Below are 26,774 nucleotides of genomic sequence, written 5' to 3'. Positions count from 1 at the left end.
CAGGTTGACGTGCCATTGCGCGGCCAGGCGGCGCGCCAGCGGGCTGGCGAAGCGGCGCGTGCCGGGCGCGGGGGCGTCGGCGGTGGCGTCGCGTGCGGCGGTCGCGGCCGTCGAAGTCGCGGTCGTCGGCGTAGCCGCGGCATATGTCGCCGCGGCCGGCGCTGCGGCAGGCTGTGCCACGGCCGGCTGGGCCGCTGACTGCGCGCCGTGTTCCGCCAGCGCCTTGTCGATCGCGCTGGCGTCCTCGCCCGGCGCCAGCAGCACGCCGATCACGGTGTTGATCGGCACCGACGCCGGGCCGGCCTGCACCACGATGCGGCCCAAGACGCCCGCCTGTTCGGCGTTGATCTCGACGATTGCTTTCTCGGTTTCGATTTCCGCCAGCGCCTCGCCCACGGCGACCGTGTCGCCTTCCTGCTTGAGCCATTGGTGCAGCGTGCCGGCGTCGGCATCGGCCGCGACGGAGGGGAGCTTGATAAGGTGTGCCACGTGTAGTTCGTCCTATTCTGCGCGCACGGCCAGGTCGGGCCGGTAGGCCGCCGGGTCGTCGTATTCGACCAGTTCCAGCACATTGCCTTCGGGGTCGCGGAAGAAGGCCAGCCAGGTGCCGGGCCGTACTTCCATTGGCGCCGGTTCGCTGTCGAAGACCACGCCGCGCGTCCGCAGGCGCTCGACGGTGCCGGCCAGGTCATGCACGATGAAGGTGAGGTAGGCGCTGCCCTGGCGGTCCAGGATGGCGGCGCCGCGCACCGCCGGCTCCGGCGCCCTGGCCGGCTGCAGCAGCTTGATGCGCTCGCCATACGAGGTCTGCAGGCGCGCCACGTCGTAGCCATGCGGTGTCAGGCCGGTGGCGCGGGCCTTGTCGGCCGGCACGCTGACGCGGTTCACCAGCGTCAGGCCGACCACCTCGGTGTAGAACGCCAGCAGCGCGTCCAGGTCGGCGCAGCAGATGCCGACTTCCATCGGCACGCTCATGCGCAGGGCGGCGCTCATGCGCGTTCTCCCAGGTCGGCCAGCACGTCGTTCAGGCCGGCGATGACTTCCTCGGTGTCGGCGAAGGCCGCGCGTTCCAGCACCTTGGAGATGCTGGGCGAGGCCTCGCCGCCGGTGACGCGCTTGACCGGCTGGTCGAGCCAGTCGAAGTAGCGGCGCTGGATCTCGTCGGCCAGCATGGCGCCGTACGAGGTGCCGCGCGCGCCCTGTTCGACGATCAGCACGTTGTTGGTCTTCTGGATGCTGGCGCCGATGGTGTCCCAGTCGAGGTTGGCGCGGTCCAGCGTGCGCAGGTCGATGACTTCCGCGTCGACGCCGGTCTCTTCGGCGGCCTTGAGCGCGCGGCTGACCATCGACAGGTAGGTCAGCACCGTGACCTTGGAACCTGCGCGGCGCACGCGCGCCTTGCCGAACGGAATGGCGTAGTCCAGGTCGCCGTCGGGCACCTCGCCCGACGAGGCGTACAGGTCGACGTGCTCGATCACCAGCACCGGGTCCTTGGACGCCAGCGCGGTGTTCATCAGGCCGATGTACTCATACGGCGTGGACGGCGCGACGATGCGCCAGCCCGGCGCGGTGGCGAAGACGCCGGCCGGGTCCATCGAGTGCTGCGAGCCGTAGCCCGTGCCCATCGCCACCTTGGTGCGCAGCACGAACGGCACGTCGATGTCGCCGCCGAACATGTGGCGGGCCTTGCCGATCTGGTTGAAGATCTGGTCGGCCGCGACCCACATGAAGTCGGGATACATGAATTCCACCACCGGCTTGTAGCGGCCGTCCATGGCCAGGCCGCCGCCCAGGCCGGCAAAGGCGTTCTCGGAGATCGGCGTGCCCAGCACGCGATCGGGGTACTTGTCCTTCAGGCCGCGCGTGGCGCCGTTGGTGCCGCCCTTCAGGCGGTGCACGTCCTCGCCCAGCACCACCACGCCCGGGTCGGTCTCCATACGGCGGTCGAGCACGTCGGCCACCGCGTCCACGAACTTGCGCTCGGCGAGGGCGCCGGCGTAGTCGGCGGCGTCCTGGTAGCGCAGGCCGGCCAGTTCCGAGCCGTCGCTGCGCAGGCCCACGTCGCGGAAGTCGGGGCGCGGCCACAGGTCGGCGCGCACGCGGCGCTTGCCGCCGTCGGTGGCCTCGGTCAGCCGGCCCGACACGTCTTTCATTACGTCCTTGCAGCGCTGGCGCAGGGCGTCGACCTCGGCCTGGGTGATGAGCTGGCGGCCGATCATCTCGGCGGCGATCTTGTCGAGCGGATCGCGGCGGCGCCATTGCGCTTCCTCTTCCTTGCTGCGGTAGCCGAAAGCGCTGCCGGGGAAGGGGCCGTTCTGGTGGAAGAAGCGGTAGACGTCCACCTCGATGATGGTGGGGCCGTTGCCGGCGCGCATGTGCGCCACGGCTTCCGACATGGCCAGGTGCACGGCCAGCGGATCCATGCCATCGACCTGCCAGGCCGGGATGTTGAAGGCCTGGCCACGGGCCGACAGGCGCGGCTCGGCGGTCGATTCCTCCACCGTGGTGGACACGGCGTAGCGGTTGTTCTCGATGAAGAAGCACAGCGGCGTCTTCCACGCGGCGGTCAGGTTCATCGTCTCGAGCACCGAGCCGATGTTGACGGCGCCGTCGCCGAAGTACGTCACGGCCACGCGGTCGGTGCCGGCGTGGCGGTGGGCCCAGGCCGCGCCGGCCGCCAGCGGCACGCCGCCGCCGACGATGGCGTTGGTGCCGAGCGCGCCGGCTTCCAGCCAGCGCAGGTGCATGCTGCCGCCACGGCCGCGGCAGTAGCCTTGCGCCAGGCCCATGATCTCGGCCAGCGTCTTGTGCAGCACTTCGTCGATGGCGGGCGTGAGCGGGTTGCGCGGATCCAGGCCCAGCGGCGCGACGTGTTGCAGCGCCTTGGCCAGGAACTGGTGATGGCCGCGGTGCGAGCCGTTGATCTGGTCGCCGGCGCCCAGCGCCAGCACCGAGCCGACGGCGCCGCCTTCCTGGCCCACCGACGAGTGGGCGGGGCCGTGCACCAGGCCTTCGGCGGCCAGGTCCAGCACCGCTTCCTCGAAGGCGCGGATCCAGTGCAGTTGCGTCAGCATGGTGGCCAGCAGCGCCGGGTCGGCCTGTTGCCAGTCCGAGGCCTCGACCGTCAGTTGCCGCCAGGGCGCCTGGGAACCAAGCGGTTGGTAGGTGGCCATGAGTGAATCTCCAGAATGTAGGTAAGCGGTCAGAGGTAGCTGTAGCGGCTCCAGCCGCCATCGGCCACCAGGGTGTGTCCGGTGATGTAGGCGGCCTGGCTGGACGCCAGGAACACCGCCAGGTCGGCCATTTCGGTCGGCTGCGCCAGGCGCCGCAGCGGCGTGCGCTGCTTGAGGCGTTCGGGGTCGAGGCGGCCGCGCGCGGCCAGGTCGCGCACCAGGTCGGTCTCGACGTAGCCGGGCGCCAGCGCGTTGACGCGCACGCCCGCCGGGCCCCATTCCACCGCCAGGGTCTCGGTCAGCAGCACCACCGCGCCCTTGGTGGCGCAGTAGGCGGCGCGGTCGGGCGCGGCTACAACGCCATACATGGAGGCCAGGTTGATGATGCAGCCCTCGCCCTTGGGCACCATGCGGCGGCCGGCGGCCTGGGCGCACAGGAACACGCCGGTCAGGTTGATGTCGACGGCGCGGCGCCATTCCTCGGGGGTGACGTCCAGCGACGGCTTGTTGGCCGAGATGCCGGCGTTGTTGACCAGCACGTCGATGCCGCCCCAGGCCTGCTCGACCTGGGCGAAGGCGCGTTCGACCGCCTCGGCGTCGGTGACCGAGGCCTGCGCGGCCAGGGCCTCGCCGCCGGCCGCGCGCAGCCCGGCCACGGCCGCGTCCAGCGCTACCGGGTCCATGTCCAGCAGCGCCACCCGCGCGCCCTGGCGCACGAACGCCTCGGCCGTGGCGTAGCCGATGCCTTTGGCGCCGCCGGTGATCACCACGTTCTTGCCGCGCAGATCGGCGTGGCGTATTTCAGGGGTATTGTCCAAGTGCTTGCCTCTACAGATAGGGCCGCGGTCAGACCGCCAGCCATTCCTGGACCACGTCCTGGCGCTCATGCAGCTGCGCGGGCGGTCCTTCGAAAACGATGCGGCCATGGCCCATCACGCTCACCCGCGTGGAGACCTTCAGCGCGATGGTCAGCTTCTGCTCGACCAGCACCACCGACACGCCGCGCTGGTGGATGTCGCGGATCACGTCGGCGATCACTTCCACGATCTTGGGCGCCAGGCCCTCGGTGGGTTCGTCGATCAGCATCACCTTGGGATTGCCCAGGAGCGAGCGGCACATGGTCAGCATCTGCTGTTCGCCGCCGGACAGGTTGCCGGCGCGGGTATTGCGGCGTTCCTTCAGGCGCGGGAAATAGCCGAACATCTGCTCGATGGTCCAGGCCGGCGCGTCGGGCCGGACGGGCTGTTCGCCCATGCGCAGGTTCTCGTCCACCGTCAGGTTGGCGAACACCTCGCGCTCCTCCGGCACGAAACCCAGTCCGGCGCGGGCGATCTCGAAAGGCCGCTTGTTGGTGATGTCGCGGCCTTCGATGGCGATGCGGCCGCCCGTCACGTCCACCAGCCCCATGATGCTCTTCATGGTGGTGGAGCGGCCGGCGCCGTTGCGGCCCAGCAGGCTGACCACTTCGCCGCGGCCCACCGTCAGGTCGATGCCGTGCAGGATGTGGCTCTTGCCGTAGTGCGCGTGCACGCCTTGCAGGGCCAGCAGGGGGGATTGCATGCTCATACCGTTTCCTCTCCCAGGTAGGCTTCGCGCACGCGGGCGTCGCCGCGGATCTCGGCGGGCGTGCCGGTGGCCAGGATCTCGCCGTACACCAGCACGCTGATGCGGTCGGCCAGCGAGAACACCACCTGCATGTCGTGTTCGACGATCAGCAGGGTGCAGTCGCGCGTCACGTCCTTGATGAGTTCGACGGTGTAGTCGACCTCGTGCTGCGACATGCCGGCCATCGGCTCGTCCAGCAGGATCACCTTGGGCCGCGAGGCCAGCGTCATGCCGATTTCCAGCGAGCGCTGCTCGGAGTAGTTCAGGTCGCCCGCGGCGGTGTGCTGCTTGGGCGCCAGACGCACTTTTTCCAGCAGCTGGTCGACGTTCTCGTTGACGGCGCGGTGGCGCGCGATGGGGCGCCAGAAGTTGTAGACCAGGCCGTGCATGCGCAGCACCGCCAGCCGCAGGTTCTCGCGCACCGACAGGCGCGGGAACACGTTGGTGATCTGGAACGAACGCGCCAGGCCGAGACGGTTGATGCGTTCGGGCGGCAGGCCGCCGATCGGGCGCGCGCGCAGGCTGATGTCGCCCGAGGTCGGCGCGAACGAGCCCGACATCAGGTGGAACAGCGTGGACTTGCCGGCGCCGTTGGGACCGATGACGGCGTGGCGTTCGCCGGCCTCGACCGTCAGGTTGACGCCGCGGATGATCTGCGCGTCGCCGAAGGACTTGCGCACGTCGGTCAGGGTCAGGATCTCGTGGCTCATTTTGCGGTCTCCAGCACGGGCGCGGCCTCGGCCTCGCCGCGCCACAGGGCCAGCGCCCAGCGGCAGGCCAAGAGGCCGCCTGCGAACAGCGCCAGCGGCAGCAGCCAGGTCGACAGCGCCAGCGGCGCCCAGTCGTGGCCGAACAGGGAAATGGCGGGCCAGCCGGCATCGGGGTTCATCGCCAGCAGCGAGCGATAGTCGCGCGCGAACATGCGTTGCAGCAGTTCCACCGAGAACACCGTGGCGCCGGTCAGCAGCAGGCCGCCGGCGACGGACACCGCGGCGCGCGGCAGCCAGTCCGCCAGCCCGCGCTGGCGCAGCGACTTGGCGGCGCGCTGCACCAGCCCGACCAGGCCGTCCGGCACGAACAGCATCACCAGCACGAACAGGATGCCCTGGTACAGTAGCCAGGAACGGGTGATGTCGGCCAGCGTCTGCGACAGGAAGGTCAGGATCGACGCGCCCAGCACCGGGCCGAGGAAGGCGTTGACGCCGCCGATGTAGGCGAACAGCACCGCGTCGGTCGACAGCTTGACCTCGAACAGCACGTAGTTGCCGGCCTCGATGTTCAATGCCTGGAGGCCGCCTGCGATGCCGGCGAACATGGCCGACAGCGCGAACACCATGGTCTTGAGCGTGTGCGGCCGGTAGCCCAGGTAGCGCAGGCGGTTGGCGTTTTCGCGCAGGCCCAGCGTCAGGCGGCCCAGCGGCGTGCGGGTCAGGCCATACAGCGCGGCCAGCGACACCAGCACCCAGGCCAGCACCAGGAAGTACACCTCGACGTCCGAGCCGAAGGTGAAGCCCCAGGCCGGCATGCGCATGGCGGACAGCCCGGCTTCCCCGCCGAACACGCCTTTCAGGTGCGGCGCCAGCGCATGCAGCAGTTCGGCCAGCGCCAGCGTGATCATCGAAAAGTACACGCCGGCGCGCATGGTGGCGAACCAGCCCGCGACCAGGCCGAACAGCAAGCCGGCCACGCCGCCCGCCAGCGGCATCAGCGGCGTCGGCAACAGGCCCGCGCCGCCCAGCGCGTTCATGGCGTGGATGGTGGCGAAGGTGCCGACGCCAAAGTAGGCCGCGTGGCCGAAGGACAGCATGCCGCCCTGGCCGGCCAGCAGGTTGAAGGCGCAGGCGAACAGCGCCGCGATCAGCATCTGCACCGCCGCGACCAGTTGGCCGGCGGGCAGCAGCCACGGCAGCGCGCACAACGCGGCCACGCAGGCGAGCAACAGCAGGCCGGCGGTGGCGCGGCGCGAGGAAGTCTGGCTCATGCCTGTTCTCCCTTCAGGCCCGAGGGCTTGACCAGCAGCACCACCAGCATCAGCAGGAAGGGCAGCGTCGCCGCCAGGCTGGAGATCTTCACCGTCATCAGGCCGCCCACGCTCTCGGCCCACTCGCCGGCGCCGAACAGGCCGAACAGCGTCGCCAGACTGGCGTCGATGCCGACCGAGAACGAGCTGATCAGGCCGATCAGCAGCGAGGCGATCATGGCGCCTTCAAGCGAGCCCAGGCCGCCCACGACCACCACCACGAACACCAGCACGCCCAGTTCCAGCGCCATGTTCGGATTGGTGGTGTAGAAGGCGCCCGCGACCGCGCCCGCCAGGCCGGCCATCGCCGCGCCCACGCCGAACACGCTCATGAACACCAGCGGCACGTTGTGGCCAAGGGCCTCGGCCATGCGCGGCCGGTAGATGGCCGAACGCACCACGATGCCGACGCGGGTGCGCGACAGCAGCAGGTAGATCACCGCGAACATCGCCAGCGACACGCCGCCCATCAGCAGGCGGTAGAAGGGATAGTCGGCGTCGAACACGCGGAAGGCCGCGAAGTTCAGGAACTGCGGCACGCGGTAGTCGACCGGGAAGTCGCCGTAGAACAGCTTGATGAGCTCGGCGACGATGAACGCCAGGCCGAAGGTCACCAGCAATTCCTGCGCGTGGCCGAACTTGTGCACGCGGCGCAGGAAGAAGCGCTCCACGCCCATGCCGAGCACGCCGGCGATGACGGTGGCCAGCACCAGCGCGGTCCAGAACCCGGTGACGGGCGTCAGGGTATAGGCGGCGTACGCGCCTATCATGTAGAACGAGGCGTGCGCGAAGTTGAGCACGCCCATCATTCCGAAGATCAGTGTCAGGCCTGCCGACACCATGAATAGCAGCAGGCCGTAAATCACGCCGTTCAACAGCGAGACGGTAAAGTATTCCATGTCCGCTCCAAAATCCTTGCGCGCAGGCGCCGGGCGCCTGGCGATCGATCACGCCCTGTTTTTTCCGGCCCCGCGCCGGTGAGCGTTTTATTGGCGAGTGGCCGCGGACGGCATGCCGTCCGTGGCCGTCGCGTCATCAGTCCGGGCGAACCATCTTGCAGGTGGCCTGCACCGGCGCGGACACGTCCGCGGCGGACAGCACCTTGACCGGCTCGAAGCCCATGTCGGTGCCGTCGGCCTTGTACTTGGCGTTCTTGCCGACCTTGGACACCACCATCGGCAGCTGCACCTGGTGGTCTTCGGCGCGCATGGTGTAGGTGCCCAGCGGCGAGGTGTAGGTGACCTTCTCCAGCGCGCGCGCGAGGTCCGGCACCGACAGCTTGCCGTCCTTGGGTTGGACCTGCTTGAGCGCTTCGCCCAGGAAGGTGATGCCGATCACGGTCTGCGGCTCGGTGTAGCTGGGGTAGTGGCCGGTCTTGGCCTTGTAGTCCTCGGCGAACTTGGCGCCTTCCTCGCCCGCGGCCTCGATGTTGTAGGGGTGGGCGATGTAGTGGCCCAGCGCAACCTCGCCGGCGTTGGCGAGGTTGCCGACCTGGTCCAGGAACACGGTGGCAAAGCGCACCTTCAGGCCGGCCGATTGCGTGGCCTTCATCAGCAACAGCAGGTCGTTGGACCAGTTGCCGGTGATGACGGTGTCGGGATTGGCCGAGCGGATGCGGGCCACGTAGGGCGCGAAGTCCTGGATCTTGTTGACTTCGTGCAGCGTCTTGCCGACCACTTCATAGCCGTACTGCTTGGCGAAGCGCTCGGTGGCGCCTTCCATGTCCTGGCCCCAGGAGTAGTTCTGGTTGATGGCGTAGACGCGCTTGCCCAGCGTGCCGTCGGCCGACATGACCGAGGCCAGCGCCTTGACGCGCAGGTCGGCGTTGGTGGTGAAGCGGAAGTGGTAGAAGTGGCACTTCTGGCCGGTCAGTTCCAGGGCTTCGCCGCCCACGTTCAGGAACACCACTTCCTTGCCCGGATTGCGCAGGTTGTGCTTGCGCACGTCCTCGGTCAGCTGGCCGGAGATGGCCGAGGACGAGCCCTGCACCAGGATCTGCACGCCTTCGGCGGCCGCGGCGCGGAAACGGTCGGAGGCGCCCACCGGGCCGCCCTGGTTGTCGAACTCGACCAGTTCGAGCGGCTGGCCGTTCCAGCCGCCGGCGGCGTTGATGCGGTCCAACTGGTATTTGACCGCGGCGCGGAACATCAGGCCGGTCGAGGCCTGCGGGCCGGACAGCGTCTCGATCAGGCCGATCTTGACGGGCGCGGCCTGGGCCGATGCGGCAATGCCGGCCAGGCACAACAGGCCGGTGGTGAAAGCCAATTTCATGCGTGTCTCCTCCGTGGAACGGGAGTGGTAGGTCCGTGAATCAAGCAAGCGCGCTCAGGAATGCGGCTCTTCTATGCCCAGGAAGCGGGCAATTTCGGTGAGTTGTCCTTCCAGCATGTAGAGGCCGGGATGGGTGCGGCAGCCGCGCGCGGCCGCGGCGCGCAGCAGCGGCGTGTCGACGCGGCTCATTACGGCGTCGGCCACCACGGCGCCGGGCGCCAGGGCATCCAGCGGGAAGGGCAGGGGATCGTTGTCGTCCAGGCCCAGGGTGGTCGCGTTGATGGCGATGTCACAGGACTCGGGACGCGGGCCGGCCACACTGATGGCCAGGCCGGGATAGTGGCGCGCCAGGCGCTCGGCAAATGCCTCGGCCTTGCCGGGCGAACGGTTGTACAGGCGCAGGCTGGCCGGGCCGGCCTCGGCGATGGCGCAGGCGATGGCCTTGCCGGCGCCGCCCAGGCCCGCCAGGTAGACATGGCGGCCGGCGGGCTCATGGCCCTGGCCGCGCAGGCCGGCGACGAAGCCCAGGCCGTCGAAGTTGCCGCCGGTCAGGCAGCCGTCGCGCAGCCGCACGGCGTTGACGGCGCCGATCAGTTCGGCGGCAGGGGTGAGGGCGTCGCACAGCGCGGCGGCGCTCTCCTTGTGAGGCACGGTGACCACCAGTCCGCCCAGGTTGGCCAGGCCGCGCAGGCCCGCGAACAGGCCGGGCAGGCCGGCCGCGGCCACGTGGAACGGCACCATGACGGCGTCGATGCCGCGCTCGCGCAGCAGGGCGTTGAGCCGCTGAGGCGTCTTGACGTGCGCGATCGGGTCGGCCGCGATCGCGAATACGGTTGTGCTGCCGGTGATTTCCACCTGGTTGTCCCCTGCCTGTCATGCGGCCGTTGGCCGTGTTTTCTTGACGCCCTTGCTTGAAATCGCCAGTTGCTTTACGCTTTCAACACAAGTTGTCAGGCAACTTTATTAAGTTGTCCGATAAATCATAGGGCAAGCGTTTTTCCCGTGTCAAGCGATGCATTTGGCGGTTCAATCGAACCGTTGGCGGCGCCCCGGGAGCGGGCGCGTGCCCCCGAAAAAGCGCTTTGGAGACAGCATGATTTCGTTCGAAGGACAGGTAGTGGCCATCACCGGGGCGGGCAATGGCATCGGTCTGGCGACCGCGCGGCTGATGGCCGCCCATGGCGCCCGGCTGGTGCTCACCGACATCGACAAGGCGCGCCTGGACGAGGTGGCCGCCGAGCTGGACGCCAGCGGCCAGCGGGTGTTCGTGCACGCGCTGGACGTGGCCGCCTCGCATGATTGCGACCGGGTGCTGGAACGCGCCGCGCAGCATTTCGGCGGCATCGACCACCTGGTGCATTGCGCCGGCATCTACCCCGAGCAGTTGGTCAAGGACACCAGCGACGAGGCCTGGAAGAAGCTCATGGGCGTCAACCTGGACGGCACCTTCTATGTGTGCCGCGCCGCCCAGCGCCACCTGCGCCAGAACGGCTCGATCGTGCTGCTGACGTCGCTGGCGGCGCAGCGCGGCAGCTACGCGCACGCGGCCTATTCGGCCTCCAAGGGCGCGGTGCAGAGCTTCACCCGCAGCCTGGCGCTGGAGCTGGCGCCGCAGATCCGGGTGAACGCGGTGGCGCCTGGCATCATCGCCACCTCCATGACGCACGACCTGATCGGCCAGAAGGGCGCGCAGCTGCTGGAGAGCACGCCGTTGCGGCGCTTCGGCACGGCCGAGGAAATCGCCGGCGCGATCGCCTTCCTGTGCTCGCCGCTGGCCGGTTTCGTGACGGGCGAGGTGATGCAGGTGAACGGCGGCATCTATATCGCGTAAAGTCTGAAGCGGCCGCGCCCTTGATTCCGGCAAAATCCTATAATTTTCAAGGGCGCCGCCGCAGTGAAACGTCGAGAATTCCTATAACCACGGGCCGGCGCGTCCCAGGGGCATCCCCGCCGCGAGCCGCCTTCACGTTTTAACGATTCCCCATGCAGCCCACTCAAGCACAGGACTCCGACCCGCAGCGCGCCGCGCCCAGACATTCGCTTTCGGCGGGCGTGGCCGACGCGCTGGCCGAGCAGATCCGCCAGGGCACCCTGGCGCCCGGCGACCGCCTGCCCACCGAAAAGCAGTTGACCGAGATCTACTCGGTCAGCCGCGCCGTGGTGCGCGAGGCGCTGGCGCGCCTGAAATCCGAAGGCCTGATCACCTCGCAGCAAGGCAGCGGCGTGTTCGTCGATCCGAACTTCCAGCGCAACGCCTTCCGCATCGCCGCGCCCACGCCGGGCGACAACCAGGACCTGGAACACATCCTGGAGCTGATGCTGTCGATCGAAGTCACCGCCGCGCGCTACGCGGCGCAGCGCCGCACCGAACCCGACCTGAAGAAGATGCGCCAGGCGCTGGTGGGCATGGAGTACGCGCTCATCAACGACAAGCTGGGCGACGAAGAGGACTACCAGTTCCACCAGGCCATCGTGCAGGCCACGCACAACCCGCACCTGGTGGCGCTGAACGACTACCTGGAAGCGAATGTGCGGCGCGTCATCCGCAGCGCGCGCAACAACACGGCGCGCATGTATGCCGAGCGCATGGCGGCCGTGCAGAGCGAGCACCAGGCGATCTTCGCCGCCATCGAGGGCGGGGATCCCGATGCCGCCGGCAAGGCCGCCGAGCAGCACCTGCGCAACGCCGCCGACCGCCTGCGGTTGTTCCAGGCGGAACGTTCGCCGCCGGTCTGACGCGGCCATCGGGCGCCTCGGCGCCCCGGCCACGCCGCCGGCGTCCGGGCCCGCCGGCGTCCGCCGCGTTCAGGCGAAGGTCTGTTCCATTTCGCGACGGAACTGCACCGCGGCCGAACGATCGTCGTATTCCACGTCGCTCCAGCGGATCGCCTGAGACTGCCGCACCGCGTGCTTGAGCTTGACCTGGTGCGACAGGCCCAGCGGCAGGTAGCCTTCGTCGACCGAGTCGCGCGCCGGCATCAGCCGGCCGTACACGGTGTAGCCGCCTTCGCCGTCCAGCAACTGCCCGGCCTGCAGATCGCGCTTGGCCGTGGCCACCACGTCGCCATGCCAGCCGGCCGGCGCCCCCGTGGGCTCGCGCCGCAGGCCGACGCTGGCCACGCTGATGCCCAGTTCCAGGCCGATCAGGTGATACGGTTTGTACATGGCGGTGTAATTGCCGCTGGGATCGGTGACCAGGCCATATTCCTTGAAGCAGCGCCGCACGTAGTCGCTGTCGGCCGCCAGCGTCACGTACACGCCCCAGCGCAGGTCGCGGAACACCGGCCGGCCGTCGCGTTCGAGCGAGGAAATCACTTCCACCTGGCCGCGGTGGTGCAGGATGCCGCCGTCCTCGCGCGGCCGCAGCACGCGGGCCAGGTCGTCCACGCCGCAGGGCGGGAAATGCAGGCCGGACGGCGAGGGCAGCAGGCCCGTGGCGTTGGACACCGCCGCCATCTCGATGGCGCTCTTGGTGCCGTCCAGGAAGCTGTTGAACATCTGCGCGTTGAAGTCGCCGGCCGCCACCATCTCGGCGGTGAAGCCGTAGTACGGCCAGACGGTGTCGGGCGTGGAAGTGTGGAACTCGGGCAGGTACTTGGTGCCCTTGCCGGCCGCCATCACCTCGAAGCCCGCCGCGCGCGCCCAGTCCACCATCTCGCAGATCAGCGCCGGCTGGTCGCCGTAGGCCAGCGAATAGACGATGCCGGCTTCGCGCGCGCGCCGCGCCAGCAAGGGGCCCGCCAGCGCGTCGGCCTCGACGTTGACCATGATGATGTGCTTGCCGTGCTCGCAGCAGGCCAGCACGTGGCCAATGCCGGCGGCCGCCTGGCCGGTGGCGTCGATGACGATGTCGACGTCGGGACTGGCGATGACCGCGTGGGGATCATCGGTGAAATAGACCTTGCCGTGCTTGAGCGCGTCGCCGATGCTGGCGGCGTTGAGCGCGGCGGCGGGCCAGCCGACCCGGGTAAGCGCGGCTCGGGCGCGGTCGGGCGTCAGGTCGGCCACCGCCACCAGCCGCATGCCGGGCGTGCGGGGGGCCTGGCTCATGAACATCGCGCCGAACTTTCCGGCGCCCAGCAGCGCTACGCGCAAGGGCTTGTGGTCGGCTTCTCGCTGCTTGAGCAGTCGGTGCAGATTCATGGTGCAGGCTCCTCCAGAGGTGGGGATACAGCACCACAGGATAGTCCCAACCCCGGCCGCTGAACAGGGCCGGCCACCCCGCCGTCAGGATGTCATCCGGCCGTCATTCGTCGGCCGTATACAGCTCGCCCGCCAGCACGTTGCGCCAGTTGCCCCAGGTGATGCGCGGACGGTCGGTGACCTGGCGGTTGTAGGGCGCGTCGAACAGGATGTGCTTCCAGCGCGGCTTGACGGCGCCCTGGATCAACGGCTTGTCGTCGATCAGCAGATTGCCGTGCACCAGGGTCTTGTCCTTGGTCAGGATGAGCCGGCTGGTGGCCTCCCGTCCCAGGTGTTTCTCGACCCACAGGTATTTCTCGGCGACGCAGTTCTCGAACTGCGACAGCGGCGAGGTGCAGATGCGCACGTCCATGCCCAGCGCCAGCAGTTCCTGCACGGCTTCCAGCGCCCCCGGCACCGGGGGCAGGTTGCGGATGAAGCCGGGCGCGGTGTAGATGGCCTCGGCCATGCCGCGCAGTTCGGGCGCATAGTCCTCGCGGATGTAGAAGGACTTGCGGTCCTCGAACGCCACCGGCGCGATGCCGGGGTGGCGCGCGCGCCAGGCGTCGATGAAGGCATGTTCGAAGTCGGCCAGCACGCCGTCTTGGTCGAGCAGGATGATCATGGAGATCCTAAGTCGTTGCGACGCGCTCGATTGTGCCAGAGCGCCGGGCCGCGGCCTCAGTCCGGCTGCGGTTTCGACCGGGCGACGACGCGGTAGCGGCTGCCGCCGTCGGTGGATTCGGATGCCACCAGCACCATGCGGTCATAGCGCCAGGTCACGGGCGGCGGGGCGTCGGCCGGCGGGTCGTTGCGCTCGATGTTGCGCAGCAGCGTGACGTGGGGGCGGAACGGCTGCGTCGGCGGGGCGAAGCCGAACGCCGACAGCCAGAGCCACAGGCCGTCGTGGCTGGCCTGCAGCGAATCCGGAGTCTGCTCGGGGCCGGCCCAGAGGATGCGGGGGCGGGCGAAGACGCCGTAACGATCCAGGGTGACAGTGCCGGGCTGCAGGCGATGGTAGGGGGTGGCGTCGATGAGTTCGTCGGCGATCTCCTTTTCCACGGAACCCAGGAAGGCCAGCGTCATGTGCAGGGTTTCCGTGCGCATGGGGCGGCCATGGCTGTGCGGCTGGGCCTGGGCGGCCCAGGTGGATAGCGTGTCAGCCAGGTCAGGCTCGGGCCAGAGGGCGTAGAAGAGGCGGAGGGTCGACATGGCGGAATTGTGCCCGATCCTGCGCGGCCGGGTAAGACGATTCTGAATCGCCGGATTGGCTCGCTGTTCGCGGAGGCTGCGAGACGCGATCCGGAATTGTCTGATTCAGATCGATCTGACGAATTGCTGTAATGCCTTCCGAACCCACGTACGTCGACGGCGCCGCGGCTTTCACCCTTGTCATTTGTCGAATCAGAGCCATTCCATGAAGAAAACCCTTTTGAATACCGCCATGCTGTGTGGCTGCGCCTTCTCCGCGGCGTCGTTCGCGGCCGACCCACCCGCTGCTGCTCCTACCTATTCCGCGGGCGAGGTGCGCGGCCAGTTGGCCGTCGAACTGACCATCGGCAAAGGCTGCGAAGTGGTAAATGGTTCGGTCAACGGAGCCAATGCCTTCGGCACGCTGAGCTTTGGCGAGGTGTCGTCGCTGACGAACAACTCGATCGATGCGCAGGCCAAGGGCACGGCGGGCGCTATTGTCCAGCTGAACTGCACCAAGGACGTGTCCTACCGCGTCTCGCTGGATGACGGCCGCAATTCCTCTGGCCAGGGCGCGCGGCGCCTGGCGCTCGTGGGGGGCGGCAAGGACGACTTCGTACCGTACAACCTGTACAAGGACGCCGCGCGCCAGTCGTTGTGGGACAGCAAGAATCCCTATACCGGCACAGGCAGCGGCACGGCGGAAGACATGGTGGTGTACGGCCGCATTCCGACCATGGCGAAGACCCCCGCGTCCGGAAAGTACACGGACATCGTCATGCTGACCGTCAGCTGGTAACGCCTTATCAGGACAGGACCGGCACCGGGTGCGGGTTCCTGTGATCGCCATGCTTCGCCGTATTCTCTTCTCGCTCTGCTGCCTTGCCCTGGCCGATGGCGCGCATGCCCAGACATTTTCGCAGTCTGGCAGTGCCACCCTCGGCGTGCGCGTGGTCATTGCCACCTTGTGCTCGGTGGGTGCCACGTCGACAGGCACCGCCACGGCGTCGTTCGGCAAACTGGATTTCGGCAGCCATCCCAGCCTGGCCAGCAGGTTGACCGGGCAGCGGGGCGCGGATATCCGCGTGCAATGCGCTACTGGCGTGCCCTATCGGGTCGTACTGGGCGCGGGCGAAAACGATACAGGTACACAACGTCGGTTGAAGGGGCCGGGGGGAGCCTTCGTGCCATACGCGCTCTTTGGCGATGCTTCCCTGAGCCAGCCCTTGACCGCGAGTGCTCCGGTGACGCGCCTGGGCACAGGTGCGGAAGAAACGATTCCCGTCTACGCGGCGATCAATCCGCAGGCAACGCCGGCTGGTGGGCTGTATCGCGATACCGTCAAGGTAACCATTCAATGGTGACGGCGCGATTGCATGGGCCGCGCGCGCGCGCGACGCTCCTGGCCGGAATCCTATTGCTGGGGAGCGCGCGGGCCGAAACCGTATCACAGGTGATGACGGTGCGGGCGGCGATCACACCGGGTTGTTGGTTCGGCACTCCCCAGGCGCCACTGCTGTCGCTCGGCACGATCGATTTCGGTGTCGTGTATCGGCTGGACAAGGAGGTGAAGACCCGCTCCAGCGTTGGCGCCGGTAGCGTCGCCATGACGTGCACGCCGGGCACGACGTTCCGCGTCGACATCAACGATGGCGGCAATGCCGGCGCGCTTTGGTGGTATGCCGGTCGGCAGGTCAAGCACGCCGCCAGTGGCAAGGTCCTGAGGTACGAGCTGTATCGCGACAGCGCCTACAGCCAGCGTTGGGGCCAAAGCAGCGAGGGTGCGCAATTCACTGCGACCGGCGGGCCGGTCGTGCTGCCTATCTACGCCAAGCTGCTGAGCACCCAGACACCACCCGAACCCGGCGTCTACACCGACGACTTGATCGTCACTGTCTACTACTGATGGCCATTTCCATGAAACTCCCTGTTCGCCTTGCCGGCGCGCTAGCCGCTCTGTGCCTATCGTGCACGGCCTTCGCGGCCGCCTCCATCCTTGTCTGGCCCATCGACCCCGTGATCGAGCACGACGATGCGGGGACGGCGATCTGGCTGGAAAACAACGGCAAGTCCGCCTCCCGCATCCAGATCCGCGCGCTACGCTGGACCCAGGCCAATGGGGCGGACGAGTTGGCGCCGCAGGAGAACATCGTGGTCAGTCCGCCCGCGGCCGAGATCCAACCCGGGCAGCGCCAGTTGCTGCGCCTGATACGCACCGTGCCAGTCCAGGCGGGCAAGCAGGAGGCATACCGCATCCTGATCGACGAGATTCCCGGCCAGAGCGGTCCGGAGCCGGCCGCCGCGCCTGCCGGGCAGGTGGCGGGGCTGGCATTCCAGATGCGCTATTCCGTCCCACTCTTCGTCAGCGGCAAGGGCGCCTGGACGCGCGAGGATGTGCGCAAGCATCCGGACGCCAAGGCCGCCGCCCAGCCGGTGCTCACTTACGCCGTGCAGGCCGGGCAGGGCCAACGCTGGCTGATCCTGCGCAACAGCGGTCCGGTGCATGCGCGCCTGTCGCATGTCAGCTTTGTCGTTGGTGGGCGAGAGGTGTGGAGCGTGCCGGGCCTGCTCGGCTACGTACTGCCTGGCGCTGAAATGCGCTTCGAAGTGCCCGCTTCGGTCCAGGCGGGCGGCACATTGAAGGCCATTGTCAATGCCGATAGGGAACCGCGGGCAATCTCGATCCGGTGATGCTGACGTGTCTGGCTTCCTTCATTCCCTGGCGCGGTGCGGCGCCGCCCGGCTGTGTCCGAACGTCATTGCCCTGGTGTTGGTCGCATGCGCCGGCAAAGTCCACGCCCAGGCGGCCGAAGCGTCGTTCTCCATGCCGGACGGCATCCTGTATCTCGATATCGTGGTCAACGGCAAGTCCGCTGGCCAGGCGCGTAAAGTGGACTATCGGCTGGGGCATTACTACCTGCCCGCGGCCATTCTGAAGGAGGCGGGCGTGAAGGTCGAAGCGCCGGCCCACGAACTGGTTGCCGTCGACCTGATACCCGGGGTGCGGGTGGCGTTGGACAATGCCACGCAGCGGCTGATGATCAGCGTGCCACCGGAGTGGCTGCCCCGCCAGGTCGTGGACATGACACAGCGGGAGCCTTCCAGCACGCAGGCCGCCAGCTCGACAGGCTTGCTGATGAATTACGACGCCTACCTGAATAATGGGCCGCGCAGTGCCTCACTATCGGTTTGGAACGAGCCGCGTCTGTTCAGTGCCTATGGCACGCTGTCCTCGACCGGCGCCTGGCGCCGGACGCTGCGCGGGCAGGACTTTGGCGGCGGTCCCGGCTTCATGCGCTACGACACGCAATGGCGCTATAACGACGCCGCCACCATGCGCAAGTATGTCGTGGGTGACCTCATCACCGATACACTGGCCGATTCCAGTTCGGTGCGCATGGCGGGGGTCCAGGTCGGAAGAAATTTTGCCACGCGCCCCGACCTGGTGACCTTTCCAATCCCGCAGTTCGCCGGACAGGCGGCGGTGCCGACGGCGGTGGACCTGTTCATCAACAACTACCGGATGGGATCGCGTGAGGTCGGCCCCGGCCCCTTCACCCTGCAAAGCATGCCGTATATCAACGGCGCCGGCACGGCAACCGTGGTGACGCGCGATGCCCTGGGCCGCGAGGTGAGCCAGGAGGTGTCGTTCTATGTGTCCAATGACCTGCTGCAGCCCGGCCTGTCCGACTACAGTCTCTCGGCCGGCCTGTTGCGCAGGCGGTATGGTCTGTCATCTTTCGACTACGGCGATCTCGCGGCCAGCGGCGTTTTCCGTCACGGCGTGACGTCCGATTGGACCGCGACGGGATGGGCGCAGGGCGCCGCCGGATTCGCCGCCGCCGGGGTTGGCTCGAATGTCCAACTGGGGGTGTACGGCGTGTTCAGCGCGACGGTTGCCGCCAGTCATGCCGCGGCCGGTAAGGTGGGGCAGTCGGATGCCTACGCCTGGCGTGTGCGCTCGCCGTATACCGCGTTGACGGGGCAGCCCGCCCAGGCCGCCGCCAATCCGTCCGGCTACAACGCCCAGGCCGTCAATGGCGGGCAGTGGTCGCTAGGCTACTCCTATGCCAACCAGCGCTTCAGTGTCGGCGTGCGTCGCACGCATCGTGACGACGGTTTCGCCAATCTGGGCCGTTACCGCAGCGCCGGCCGCCTGGCGCGGCAGGAAGACCAGGCCACCGCCAGCCTGTCGATGGGGCGCTATGGGTCGCTGGGGATGGGATGGTTCGACGTGGACTACGGGCCGGGACAGCGCACGCGCCTGCTCAACCTTTCCTATGGGATCGCGTTGGGACAGGGCGTCAGCCTCTACACCAGCGCCAACCGCGAGATTGGCACGGGTGGCTACAACGCCCAGTTGTCGCTGTCGATCTCGCTGGGGGATGGATCTTCCGCCAGCGCGAGCGTGAGCCGCGACCGTGACGGACGGCGTTCGGAGCAGGCCAGCTACATGCGGGCCGCCCCCCTGGCCGGCGGCGTGGGCTGGAGCCTGGGCGCCAGCCACAACCCGGGCGCCAGCGTGTACCGGCAGGCCGAGATCAATTGGCGTACCCAGCGTTTCGACCTGCGCAGCGGGGTGTATGGCGCAAGCGGCGATCTGTCGCAATGGGCGCAGCTTGGCGGTTCTGTCATCGCCATGGACGGCGCCGTATATTTTTCACGGCCAGTGACGGACGCCTTCGCACTGATTTCGACGGACGGTTATGCCGGCGTCCCGGTGAGTTTCGAGAACCAGTATGTCGGCGATACCGACAGCAGCGGGCACCTGCTGATTCCTTCCGTCTCGTCCTGGTATCCGGCCCACTTCGAGATCAACCCGGTGAATCTGCCCGCCGACGTCAAGGTTCCCGTTGCCAAGACCGAGGCGGCTATCCGTGATCGTAGCGGGCTGCTATTGCGATTCCCGGTGGAAAAGCAGCGCTCCGCGGTCTTTTCGGCCCTGGACGCCAGTGGCCGGCCGATCGTCCCTGGCAGCCAGGTGCGGGCGGATGGCAGGGACGTCGCCTGGGTCGGCCGGGAGGGCGAGGTCTATCTGGAAACCTTGCCCGCCAACAGCCTGATTAGTGTCATTCCCGCCAATGGCGAGCCGGCCTGCCGCATCACGCTTGGACCGGTGCCGGCACAGGCCGGCATCTTCCGGCTCGGTCCGCTTACCTGCCAATAAACGGCCTTCTCATGCTCAATACGCTTCGGTCGCTAACCCTCCTGCTGGCCTTGTTTGCCGGGCTGCCCGCGACGGCCCTTGCCGCCGACAACAACTGCCAGGGAGGCACCGCGCCGCCCATCAACTTTGGTTCGTTCTATTCCTGGCAGCTCTACAACAGCCAGAATTCGCGGCAGTTCGATTCCAAGTTCACCTGCAACTTTTTCTCGCTCATCAATCTGGGCACCAATTCCCAGTTGAAGGTGACCGCGCGCAGCGCCAACAACGGAGCAATGACCGCACTGTTCGGCATTGCCCGACTGCCCTACAAGCTGTACAGCGATGCCAAGGGAACCATTAATCTGCCTTTCGGCCAACAGGTCGATCTGCCGCAGGGTGGCTTGAGTTTCCTGGGAGCCGGCGGCTCGGTGGGTGGCAGCGTGCAGTTGTTCCTGGAGACACAGGCGGGAGCCGTTCCAACGGCGACCTACTACAGCGATACCATTACCCTAACTTGGGAATGGGGCTACTGTTCCCTGGGCGCGCTGGGCCTTTGTGCCCCCTGGTCCTGGCATAGCGGCACGGCTGTCACGACCGTCAACGTCACGGTGGATGTGCGCAAATCCTGCCTGTTCAACGGTTCAGCCGCTGTGCTGGACTTCGGCTCGCAGCCGCTGGTGTCCCTGTTCCAGCCGGCCACCGCCAGGCTGAATCTCTATTGCACCCTGCTGGTGCCGTTCAAAATGTACTTCGGCGAGGGCGAAAACGCGGCGGGCGGCATGCGCAGGATGAAAGGCGCTGGTAACAACTACATCGCGTACCAGCTCTACCTGCCGGGGACAAACACCGCGATCCCGGCAAACACGCCGCTTGGCGGCACGGGCCTGGGGGTGACGCAAGAGGTCACGATCGAAGGTCGGGTCAACCCGGGTCAGGCCGATGTGCCGGTGGGAGACTACATTGATCGTCCAATCGTGGTGATCGAGTATTGAGCCTGTTCACCGCGAGCCTCGCTGGCGCAAAGAACCAGGTCATAGGATAGCGGCCGGAAGGGACGAAAAGGGGTGGATGACCCCCCCCTTTTCCTTGCCGTCCGGGCGTTAAGGATTCGCCGCGACGTTCTCGGCGCCAGGAACCGGATTCCCCCACCCGCCCCCGATCGCCCGAATCAGATCCACCGCCGACCGCGCCTGTTCACCGCTCAACTGCACGGCAACGCGCTGCTGCAGCAGCACACTGCGATCCGCTTCGATCACATCGAGATAGCTGATCGAGCCTTCGCGGTATTGCGTGTGCGAGAGCTTGGCGGCGCGGGCCGAGGCTTCCACCGCCGCGTCCTGCGCGCGGGTCTGGTCGGCCAGGATGCGCAGGTTGGACAGGTTGTCCTCGACTTCGCGGAATGCGTTCAGGACCGTCTGGCGGTACACCGCCACGTCTTCCTCGTACACCGCGCGGGCGCGGTCCAGGCCGGCCTGGCGGCGGCCGCCGTCGAAGATCGGCATCGACAGCGCGGCGCCGACCAGCGGGCCCAGCAGGAACGTGCGGCTCGACCATTGGAACAGGTTGCCCAGTTCCGACGACTCGTAGCCGAACGCGCCGGTGATGTCCAGGCGCGGGAAGAACGCCGACTTGGCCGCGCCCACGCGGGCGTTGGCGGCAGCCATGGCGCGCTCGGCCGCGGCGATGTCGGGGCGGCGTTCCAGCAGCGTCGACGGCAGGCCGGCCGGGATCGACAGCGCCACCTTCTCGATCGGCTTGGGCGGCATCGCGAATTCCGACGGCGCGCGGCCCAACAGCACGGCCAGCGCGTGTTCACCGGCGGCGCGGCGGCGGTCGATGCCCAGCGCTTCCGATTGCGCCGAGGCCAGCTCGGCCTTGGCGCGCGCCAGGTCCAGCTCGCTGATGTCGCCCGCGTCATAGCGGCGCTGGATCAGTTGCAGCGTCTCGGTGCGCAGTTGCACTGTCTGGCGGTACAGCGCGGCTTCGGCATCCTGCTCGCGCACCAGGAAATAGGTGGTGGCGACATCGGCCTGCAGCGCCAGCAGCACCGAGCGGTACAGCGCCTCGCTCTGCTGCGCATCGGCGGTGGCGGCGTCGGCGGTGGAGGCGACGCGGCCGAACAGGTCGGCCTCGTACGACACCGTGCCTTGGGCGCGCCAGGTGGTCACCGGCCGCGTCGGCGTGCCGTCAGGCAGGCCTTGCGACACCGCCGAGGGGCGCTGGCGGTTCGGGCCGAAGCCCGCGTCCAGGCTGGGGAAGAAGCCTGCGCGGGCCTCGCGTTGCAGCGCGCGGGCCTGGGTCAGACGGGCGGCGGCGGCCTGCAGGTTCTGGTTGGCCTTCAGGGCCTCTTCCTGCAACTGGTTCAGGCCTTCGTCGCCGAACACCTTCCACCATTCGCCGCGCAACTGCTCTTCCGAGGGCTGGGCGGTCTTCCAGGTGCCCGCTTCCGAGGCGGGCAGGGCGGCTTCCTTGTACGCCGCCGGCGTGGCGGCCGCGGGCCGTTCGTAGGTCGGACCCACCGCGCAGCCGGCCAGCACGAGCAGGACGGCAAGCAGGGCGGAACCGCGGATCAGTCTTTTGGTCTTCATGACGATTCTCTTGGGCGCGCGCCCCGCCGTTCGGGACGGGACGCGCTGGCTATTTTTGCGGGCCGGATCAGGCGTTGTGCTGCGGCGCGGGTGGCGCGTGCGGGTCGATGTGCGGCACGCACACAGGCGCTTCGTGCGGCGCGGCCGAGTGCAATTTCTTGCCGCCCATCGAACGCAGCAGCACGTAGAACACCGGCGTCAGGAACAGGCCGAACAGCGTCACGCCGAGCATGCCGAAGAACACCGCGACCCCCATGGCGTGGCGCATTTCCGAACCGGCGCCGGACGACAGCACCAGCGGCACTACACCCATGATGAAGGCGATCGACGTCATCAGGATCGGACGCAGGCGCAGGCGGCTGGCCTCGATCGCGGCTTCCAGCGGCGAGCGGCCGTTCATCTCCAGCTCGCGGGCGAATTCCACGATCAGGATCGCGTTCTTCGCCGACAGCCCCACCAGCACCATCAAGCCGATCTGGGTGAAGATGTTGTTGTCGTTGCCGGTCAGGTAGACGCCGGTCAGCGCCGCCAGGATGCTCATCGGCACGATCAGGATCACGGCCAGCGGCAGGGTCAGGCTTTCATACAGCGCGGCCAGCACCAGGAACACCAGCAGCACGCTGATCGGGAACACCCACAGGCCGGCGTTGCCCGCCAGGATCTGCTGGTAGGTCAGGTCGGTCCATTCCAGCTTCATGCCGCGCGGCAGGGTTTCGGCGGCCACGCGCTCGGCCGCGGCCTGGGCCTGGTCGGACGAATAGCCCGGCGCCGGTCCGCCGTTGATGTCGGCGGCGGTGTAGCCGTTGTAGCGCACCACCATTTCGGGGCCGAAGGTCTGCTTGACGGTCACCAGCGACGACAACGGCACCATGTCGCCGGCGGCATTGCGGGTCTTGAGCTGCAGGATGTCATCGGCATGCGCGCGGTATTGCGCGTCCGCCTGCGCCCGCACCTGGAACACGCGGCCGAACCGGTTGAAGTCGTTGACGTACATCGAACCCAGGTAGATCTGCATGGTGTCGAAGACTTCCGTCACCGGCACGCCCAGCTGCTTTGCCTTGACACGATCCAGGTCCACGTCCAGCTGCGGCACGTTGATCTCGTAGCTGGAGAACGCGGGGCCGAGCTCGGGCGCCTGGCGCGCCTTGGCCAGGAACGCGGACTTGGCCTTGTCCAGTTCGGCGTAGCCGGCGGCGCCGCGGTCCTCGATCTGGAACTTGAAGCCGCCCAGTGTGCCCAGGCCCATCACGGGCGGGGGCGGGAACACGGCGATGAACGAGTCCTGGATGGCCGCGAACTTCTGGTTGAGCGAAGCCGCGATGGCGTTGCCCGACAGCGCGGCGCCCTTGCGCTCGTCGAAGGGTTTGAGCATCACGAACACGATGCCGGCGCTGGAACTGTTGGTGAAGCCGTTGATGGACAGGCCCGGGAAGGCGATGGCGCTCTGCACGCCGGGTTCCTTCAGGGCGATGTCGCTCATGCGGCGGATCACGGCGTCAGTGCGGTCCAGCGAGGCGCCGTTGGGCAGCTGGGTGAAGCCGATCAGGTACTGCTTGTCCTGCGCCGGCACGAAGCCGCCCGGCACCAGGTACGACACGCCGATGGTGGCGGCCACCAGCACCGCATAGACGCCCATGGCGCCGGCCTTGCGGCGGATCACGCCGGACACGCCCACGCCGTAGCTTTCCGAAGCGCGGCCGAACATGTTGTTGAACCAGTTGAAGAAGCGGCCGAACACGCGGTTCATGCCCCGCGTCAGCCAGTCCGGCTTGTCGTGGTGGCTCTTGAGCAGCAGGGCCGACAAAGCGGGCGACAGGGTCAGCGAGTTGAACGCCGAGATCACCGTCGAGATGGCGATGGTCATGGCGAACTGCTTGTAGAACTGGCCGGTCAGGCCCGTCATGAACGCCAGCGGCACGAACACCGCGCACAGCGTCAGCGCGATGGCGATGATGGGGCCGCTCACCTCGCGCATGGCGCGATAGGTCGCGTCGCGCGGACTCAGGCCCGCCGCGATGTTGCGCTCGACGTTTTCCACCACCACGATCGCGTCGTCGACCACGATCCCGATGGCCAGCACCATCCCGAACAACGACAGGGCGTTGATGGAATAGCCGAACATCAGCAGCAGGCCGAACGTACCCACGATGGACACCGGCACCGCCAGCAGCGGGATGATGGACGCGCGCCAGGTCTGCAGGAACAGGATCACCACCAGCACCACCAGCGCGATGGCTTCCAGCAGCGTGTGCACCACGGCCTCGATACTGGAGCGCACGAACTGGGTCGGGTCGTATTCGATGCGGTATTCCACGCCCGGGGGGAAGTCCTGGGCCAGCTCGGCCATGGCGGCGCGTACCTGCGACGACACGTCCAGTGCGTTGGCGCCCGGCGACTGCATGATGCCCATGCCCACCGCCTGCTTGTTGTCCAGCAGCGAACGCAGGCCGTATTCCTGGGCATCCAGTTCCACGCGGGCCACGTCCGACAGGTGCGTCACGGCGCCGTCGGGCGAGGTCTTGAGGATGATGTCGCGGAATTCCTCTTCGGTCTGCAGGCGGCCGCGCGCATTCACGTTCAGCTGCAGCGGCACGTCGCCCAGGGTCGGGGACGCGCCGATCACGCCGGCGGCGACCTGCACGTTCTGCTCGCGGATGGCCGCGACCACTTCGGCGGCGGTCATGCCGCGCTGCGCGACCTTCTGCGGGTCGAGCCACACGCGCATCGAGTAGTTGCCCGCGCCCCACACCGTCACTTCACCCACGCCGGTAATGCGCGCCAGGCGGTCCTTGATGTTCAGGATCGCGTAGTTGCGCAGGTAGGTGATGTCGTAGCGGTCGTTGGGCGAGATCAGGTGCACCACCAGGGTCAGGGTGGGCGAACTCTTGGTGGTCGTGACGCCCAGCCGCTGCACGTCCGGCGGCAGGCGCGGCAACGCCTGCGACACGCGGTTCTGCACCAGCTGCTGCGCCTTGTCCGGGTCCACGCCCAGCTTGAAGTTGACCGTCAGCGTCAGGTTGCCGTCGCTGTTGGCCTGCGACTGCATGTACAGCATGTTTTCCACGCCGTTGATGGATTCCTCCAGCGGCGAGGCGACGGTTTCGGCGATGACCTTGGGGTTGGCGCCCGGGTACTGCGCGCGCACCACCACCGAGGGCGGCACCACTTCCGGGTATTCCGAGATCGGCAGCTGGAACATGGCCAGCAGGCCGCCCAGCAGCACCAGCACGGACAACACCCCGGCGAAGATCGGCCGGTCGATGAAGAATTTCGAGATATTCATGAACGTTCTCGTTCTGCTTTGCGGTTCACCGGCGGCTTAGTTGGCGGCCGCGGTCTTGACCGGGTTGCGTTGCGCCGCGACCATCGGCACCACGGTCGGGCTCACGGCGTCGCCGGGGCGCACGCGCTGCAAGCCATTGACCACGATGCGTTCGCCAGGGGCCAGGCCGGAGTCCACGACCCGCAGGCCTTCCTGGTTGGCGCCCAGCTTCACCTGGCGGTAGTTGGCGTGGTTCTTGTCGTCCAGCACCAGCACGTAGCGCTTGTCCTGGTCGGTGCCGATGGCCCTCTCGTCGATCAGCACGGCGCTGCGCGGCTCGCTGCCGCCCAGGCGGATGCGGGCGTACAGGCCGGGCAGCAGGGTGCCGTCGGCGTTGTCGAACTCGGCGCGCACGCGGATGGTGCCGGACGTGGCGTCCAGGCGGTTGTCCACCGATTGCACGAAGCCGGTGCGCGAATAGCCTTCCTCGTTGGCCAGGCCCAGCTCGACCGGCACCGAGCCGGCCTTGCCGTTGCGGGCCGGGTTCACGTACTTCAGGAAGGTCTGCTCGTCGACGTCGAACGAGGCGTACATCTTCGAGACCGACACCAGCGTGGTCAGCGGCACCGAGGTGGCGCCGGCGGCGACCACGTTGCCGACCGTGACTTCCGCGCGCGACACGCGGCCGGCGACCGGCGCCTCGATGCGGGTGTAGCCCAGGTTGAGCTTGGCGTAGTCCAGCGCGGCCTGCGCGCCCTGCAGGTTGGCCGCGGCTTCGCGCGCGGCGTTCTGCTTTTCCTCGAAGTCGCGGCGGGCGATGGCGTTGTCGGCCAAGAGGCGCTGGCCGCGTGCCAGTTCGGTGGCCGTGTACGAGGCGCGGGCCTTGGCGGCGGTCAGGGCGGCGGCGGCGCGGTCCACTTCGGCCGCATAGGGACGCGGGTCGATGGTGAACAGCACGTCGCCCTTCTTGACGATGCTGCCGTCCTGGAAGTGCACGGCGGTCAGGGTGCCGGAGACCAGCGGGCGGATGTCCACGCGGTCGATGGCTTCCAGGCGGCCGGAATAGCGCTGCCAGTCGACGATGGTCTTGTTGACCACTTCCGCCACTTCGACAGGGGGCGCGGCGGGCGCGCCCTGGGCCTGGGCCGCATTGGCGCCCGCCGGGGCGCGAAACAGGGCGTAGCCACCGCCGGCCGCGATGACGGCCGCGAAAACGACGAGCATAGCAATACGATTACGCGAAACCATGATGTTCCTTGTGGGTGATGTCGGGGTGAAGCGCGCTTGCCGGAACCGCGAGGGGGCGGGGGGCGGCGGGGGCGGGCATCGCGGCGGG

Annotated in this window: 24 protein-coding genes; 8 read left to right on the top strand and 16 right to left on the bottom strand. The window is 67.9% G+C overall.

The features are described 5' to 3' along the window. The 10 genes from AruCF_RS30030 to AruCF_RS23500 all read right to left on the bottom strand — a co-directional run. Positions 1-489, bottom strand: a 489-nt coding sequence (locus AruCF_RS30030; RefSeq protein WP_302476729.1) for a biotin/lipoyl-containing protein, incomplete at its 3' end; no start/stop codon positions are given. A 12-nt stretch (positions 490-501) separates the two neighbouring features. Next, the gene (locus AruCF_RS23540; RefSeq protein WP_049076577.1) at positions 502-993 is read right to left on the bottom strand and encodes a VOC family protein; all 492 of its coding nucleotides are present in this window, start codon (positions 991-993) and stop codon (positions 502-504) included. Beyond that, positions 990-3,173 (bottom strand): alpha-ketoacid dehydrogenase subunit alpha/beta, encoded by a 2,184-nt coding sequence (locus AruCF_RS23535; protein ID WP_049076576.1) that lies wholly within the window; start codon positions 3,171-3,173, stop codon positions 990-992. Before AruCF_RS23535 ends, AruCF_RS23540 begins: the two co-directional genes overlap by 4 nt. Before the next feature lie 29 nt (positions 3,174-3,202). Then, positions 3,203-3,991 (bottom strand): SDR family NAD(P)-dependent oxidoreductase, encoded by a 789-nt coding sequence (locus AruCF_RS23530; protein ID WP_049076575.1) that lies wholly within the window; start codon positions 3,989-3,991, stop codon positions 3,203-3,205. 28 nt (positions 3,992-4,019) lie between these two features. Next, entirely contained in the window at positions 4,020-4,739 is a 720-nt protein-coding gene (locus AruCF_RS23525; RefSeq protein WP_006386225.1) for an ABC transporter ATP-binding protein, read from the bottom strand. Beyond that, on the bottom strand, positions 4,736-5,488 hold the full coding sequence (locus tag AruCF_RS23520) for an ABC transporter ATP-binding protein (protein ID WP_049076574.1): 753 nt from the start codon (positions 5,486-5,488) through the stop codon (positions 4,736-4,738). Before AruCF_RS23520 ends, AruCF_RS23525 begins: the two co-directional genes overlap by 4 nt. Beyond that, positions 5,485-6,759 (bottom strand): branched-chain amino acid ABC transporter permease, encoded by a 1,275-nt coding sequence (locus AruCF_RS23515; protein WP_049076573.1) that lies wholly within the window; start codon positions 6,757-6,759, stop codon positions 5,485-5,487. Before AruCF_RS23515 ends, AruCF_RS23520 begins: the two co-directional genes overlap by 4 nt. Beyond that, the gene (locus AruCF_RS23510; protein ID WP_006386228.1) at positions 6,756-7,697 is read right to left on the bottom strand and encodes a branched-chain amino acid ABC transporter permease; all 942 of its coding nucleotides are present in this window, start codon (positions 7,695-7,697) and stop codon (positions 6,756-6,758) included. Before AruCF_RS23510 ends, AruCF_RS23515 begins: the two co-directional genes overlap by 4 nt. 136 nt (positions 7,698-7,833) lie before the next feature. Then, the gene (locus AruCF_RS23505; protein WP_049076571.1) at positions 7,834-9,069 is read right to left on the bottom strand and encodes a branched-chain amino acid ABC transporter substrate-binding protein; all 1,236 of its coding nucleotides are present in this window, start codon (positions 9,067-9,069) and stop codon (positions 7,834-7,836) included. Positions 9,070-9,123: 54 nt separating this feature from the next. Beyond that, positions 9,124-9,924 carry a shikimate dehydrogenase family protein gene (locus AruCF_RS23500; protein WP_049076569.1) on the bottom strand — a complete coding sequence of 267 codons (801 nt, stop codon included), beginning with the start codon at positions 9,922-9,924 and terminating at the stop codon, positions 9,124-9,126. Positions 9,925-10,162: 238 nt separating this feature from the next. Here AruCF_RS23500 and AruCF_RS23495 point away from each other — a divergent pair, with 238 nt between their 5' ends. After that, positions 10,163-10,900: an SDR family NAD(P)-dependent oxidoreductase gene (locus AruCF_RS23495; RefSeq protein ID WP_049076567.1), complete on the top strand. Its 738-nt coding sequence runs from the start codon at positions 10,163-10,165 to the stop codon at positions 10,898-10,900. 152 nt (positions 10,901-11,052) lie between these two features. After that, on the top strand, positions 11,053-11,805 hold the full coding sequence (locus AruCF_RS23490; RefSeq protein ID WP_049076565.1) for a FadR/GntR family transcriptional regulator: 753 nt from the start codon (positions 11,053-11,055) through the stop codon (positions 11,803-11,805). Positions 11,806-11,874: 69 nt separating this feature from the next. Here AruCF_RS23490 and AruCF_RS23485 read toward each other — a convergent pair whose 3' ends face one another. The 3 genes from AruCF_RS23485 to thpR form a co-directional block, all read right to left on the bottom strand. Then, positions 11,875-13,212, bottom strand: coding sequence for an NAD(P)H-dependent oxidoreductase (locus AruCF_RS23485; protein WP_049076563.1), 1,338 nt, complete (start codon positions 13,210-13,212; stop codon positions 11,875-11,877). 103 nt (positions 13,213-13,315) lie between these two features. Continuing rightward, positions 13,316-13,876: a 5'-3'-deoxyribonucleotidase gene (locus AruCF_RS23480; protein WP_049076561.1), complete on the bottom strand. Its 561-nt coding sequence runs from the start codon at positions 13,874-13,876 to the stop codon at positions 13,316-13,318. A 56-nt stretch (positions 13,877-13,932) separates the two neighbouring features. Next, on the bottom strand, positions 13,933-14,463 hold the full coding sequence (thpR, locus tag AruCF_RS23475; protein WP_080977514.1) for an RNA 2',3'-cyclic phosphodiesterase: 531 nt from the start codon (positions 14,461-14,463) through the stop codon (positions 13,933-13,935). A gap of 205 nt (positions 14,464-14,668) precedes the next feature. Between thpR and AruCF_RS23470 the strand changes: the two genes are divergently transcribed. Genes AruCF_RS23470 through AruCF_RS23445 form a run of 6 tightly spaced genes read left to right on the top strand, consistent with a single transcriptional unit; the run spans position 14,669 to position 20,580 of the window. After that, the gene (locus AruCF_RS23470; protein WP_068957075.1) at positions 14,669-15,241 is read left to right on the top strand and encodes a Csu type fimbrial protein; all 573 of its coding nucleotides are present in this window, start codon (positions 14,669-14,671) and stop codon (positions 15,239-15,241) included. 49 nt (positions 15,242-15,290) lie between these two features. Further along, positions 15,291-15,806: a Csu type fimbrial protein gene (locus AruCF_RS23465; RefSeq protein ID WP_049076557.1), complete on the top strand. Its 516-nt coding sequence runs from the start codon at positions 15,291-15,293 to the stop codon at positions 15,804-15,806. After that, positions 15,800-16,348, top strand: a complete 549-nt coding sequence (locus AruCF_RS23460; protein ID WP_080977513.1) for a Csu type fimbrial protein — start codon at positions 15,800-15,802, stop codon at positions 16,346-16,348. The genes AruCF_RS23465 and AruCF_RS23460 overlap by 7 nt, the downstream gene beginning before the upstream one ends. Continuing rightward, positions 16,348-17,133, top strand: coding sequence for a fimbrial biogenesis chaperone (locus AruCF_RS23455; RefSeq protein ID WP_217349494.1), 786 nt, complete (start codon positions 16,348-16,350; stop codon positions 17,131-17,133). The genes AruCF_RS23460 and AruCF_RS23455 overlap by 1 nt, the downstream gene beginning before the upstream one ends. 7 nt (positions 17,134-17,140) lie before the next feature. Further along, entirely contained in the window at positions 17,141-19,609 is a 2,469-nt protein-coding gene (locus tag AruCF_RS23450; RefSeq protein ID WP_158324584.1) for a fimbria/pilus outer membrane usher protein, read from the top strand. A gap of 11 nt (positions 19,610-19,620) precedes the next feature. Continuing rightward, complete coding sequence (locus AruCF_RS23445; RefSeq protein WP_049076550.1) at positions 19,621-20,580, top strand: Csu type fimbrial protein; 960 nt, start codon at positions 19,621-19,623, stop codon at positions 20,578-20,580. A 108-nt stretch (positions 20,581-20,688) separates the two neighbouring features. On the opposite strand, the gene AruCF_RS23440 is transcribed toward AruCF_RS23445, so the two are convergent. From AruCF_RS23440 to AruCF_RS23430, 3 genes are all read right to left on the bottom strand, one after another. Beyond that, a complete protein-coding gene (locus AruCF_RS23440; protein WP_049076548.1) occupies positions 20,689-22,176 on the bottom strand; it encodes an efflux transporter outer membrane subunit in 1,488 nt (495 codons plus the stop codon). Positions 22,177-22,243: 67 nt separating this feature from the next. Then, positions 22,244-25,459, bottom strand: coding sequence for an efflux RND transporter permease subunit (locus AruCF_RS23435; RefSeq protein WP_049076547.1), 3,216 nt, complete (start codon positions 25,457-25,459; stop codon positions 22,244-22,246). Positions 25,460-25,495: 36 nt separating this feature from the next. Continuing rightward, on the bottom strand, positions 25,496-26,686 hold the full coding sequence (locus AruCF_RS23430) for an efflux RND transporter periplasmic adaptor subunit (protein WP_080977511.1): 1,191 nt from the start codon (positions 26,684-26,686) through the stop codon (positions 25,496-25,498). Between the last annotated feature and the right edge of the window lie 88 nt (positions 26,687-26,774).

Origin of the sequence: Achromobacter ruhlandii (assembly GCF_002082135.1) — a bacterium.
Taxonomy (GTDB): domain Bacteria; phylum Pseudomonadota; class Gammaproteobacteria; order Burkholderiales; family Burkholderiaceae_B; genus Achromobacter; species Achromobacter ruhlandii.
This window is presented reverse-complemented; position numbering and strand designations above follow the sequence as displayed.

Excerpts from the sequence above, each read along its gene's own strand:
- AruCF_RS23480 (WP_049076561.1), bottom strand. The coding sequence starts at position 13,876 with ATGATCATCCTGCTCGACCAAGACGGCGTGCTGGCCGACTTCGAACAT.
- AruCF_RS23540 (WP_049076577.1), bottom strand. The coding sequence starts at position 993 with ATGAGCGCCGCCCTGCGCATGAGCGTGCCGATGGAAGTCGGCATCTGC.
- AruCF_RS23455 (WP_217349494.1), top strand. The coding sequence starts at position 16,348 with ATGGCCATTTCCATGAAACTCCCTGTTCGCCTTGCCGGCGCGCTAGCC.
- AruCF_RS23440 (WP_049076548.1), bottom strand. The coding sequence starts at position 22,176 with ATGAAGACCAAAAGACTGATCCGCGGTTCCGCCCTGCTTGCCGTCCTG.
- AruCF_RS23490 (WP_049076565.1), top strand. The coding sequence starts at position 11,053 with ATGCAGCCCACTCAAGCACAGGACTCCGACCCGCAGCGCGCCGCGCCC.
- AruCF_RS23470 (WP_068957075.1), top strand. The coding sequence starts at position 14,669 with ATGAAGAAAACCCTTTTGAATACCGCCATGCTGTGTGGCTGCGCCTTC.
- AruCF_RS23445 (WP_049076550.1), top strand. The coding sequence starts at position 19,621 with ATGCTCAATACGCTTCGGTCGCTAACCCTCCTGCTGGCCTTGTTTGCC.
- AruCF_RS23505 (WP_049076571.1), bottom strand. The coding sequence starts at position 9,069 with ATGAAATTGGCTTTCACCACCGGCCTGTTGTGCCTGGCCGGCATTGCC.
- AruCF_RS23485 (WP_049076563.1), bottom strand. The coding sequence starts at position 13,212 with ATGAATCTGCACCGACTGCTCAAGCAGCGAGAAGCCGACCACAAGCCC.
- thpR (WP_080977514.1), bottom strand. The coding sequence starts at position 14,463 with ATGTCGACCCTCCGCCTCTTCTACGCCCTCTGGCCCGAGCCTGACCTG.
- AruCF_RS23430 (WP_080977511.1), bottom strand. The coding sequence starts at position 26,686 with ATGGTTTCGCGTAATCGTATTGCTATGCTCGTCGTTTTCGCGGCCGTC.
- AruCF_RS23460 (WP_080977513.1), top strand. The coding sequence starts at position 15,800 with ATGGTGACGGCGCGATTGCATGGGCCGCGCGCGCGCGCGACGCTCCTG.
- AruCF_RS23525 (WP_006386225.1), bottom strand. The coding sequence starts at position 4,739 with ATGAGCATGCAATCCCCCCTGCTGGCCCTGCAAGGCGTGCACGCGCAC.
- AruCF_RS23510 (WP_006386228.1), bottom strand. The coding sequence starts at position 7,697 with ATGGAATACTTTACCGTCTCGCTGTTGAACGGCGTGATTTACGGCCTG.
- AruCF_RS23535 (WP_049076576.1), bottom strand. The coding sequence starts at position 3,173 with ATGGCCACCTACCAACCGCTTGGTTCCCAGGCGCCCTGGCGGCAACTG.
- AruCF_RS23520 (WP_049076574.1), bottom strand. The coding sequence starts at position 5,488 with ATGAGCCACGAGATCCTGACCCTGACCGACGTGCGCAAGTCCTTCGGC.
- AruCF_RS23435 (WP_049076547.1), bottom strand. The coding sequence starts at position 25,459 with ATGAATATCTCGAAATTCTTCATCGACCGGCCGATCTTCGCCGGGGTG.
- AruCF_RS23515 (WP_049076573.1), bottom strand. The coding sequence starts at position 6,759 with ATGAGCCAGACTTCCTCGCGCCGCGCCACCGCCGGCCTGCTGTTGCTC.
- AruCF_RS23495 (WP_049076567.1), top strand. The coding sequence starts at position 10,163 with ATGATTTCGTTCGAAGGACAGGTAGTGGCCATCACCGGGGCGGGCAAT.
- AruCF_RS23465 (WP_049076557.1), top strand. The coding sequence starts at position 15,291 with ATGCTTCGCCGTATTCTCTTCTCGCTCTGCTGCCTTGCCCTGGCCGAT.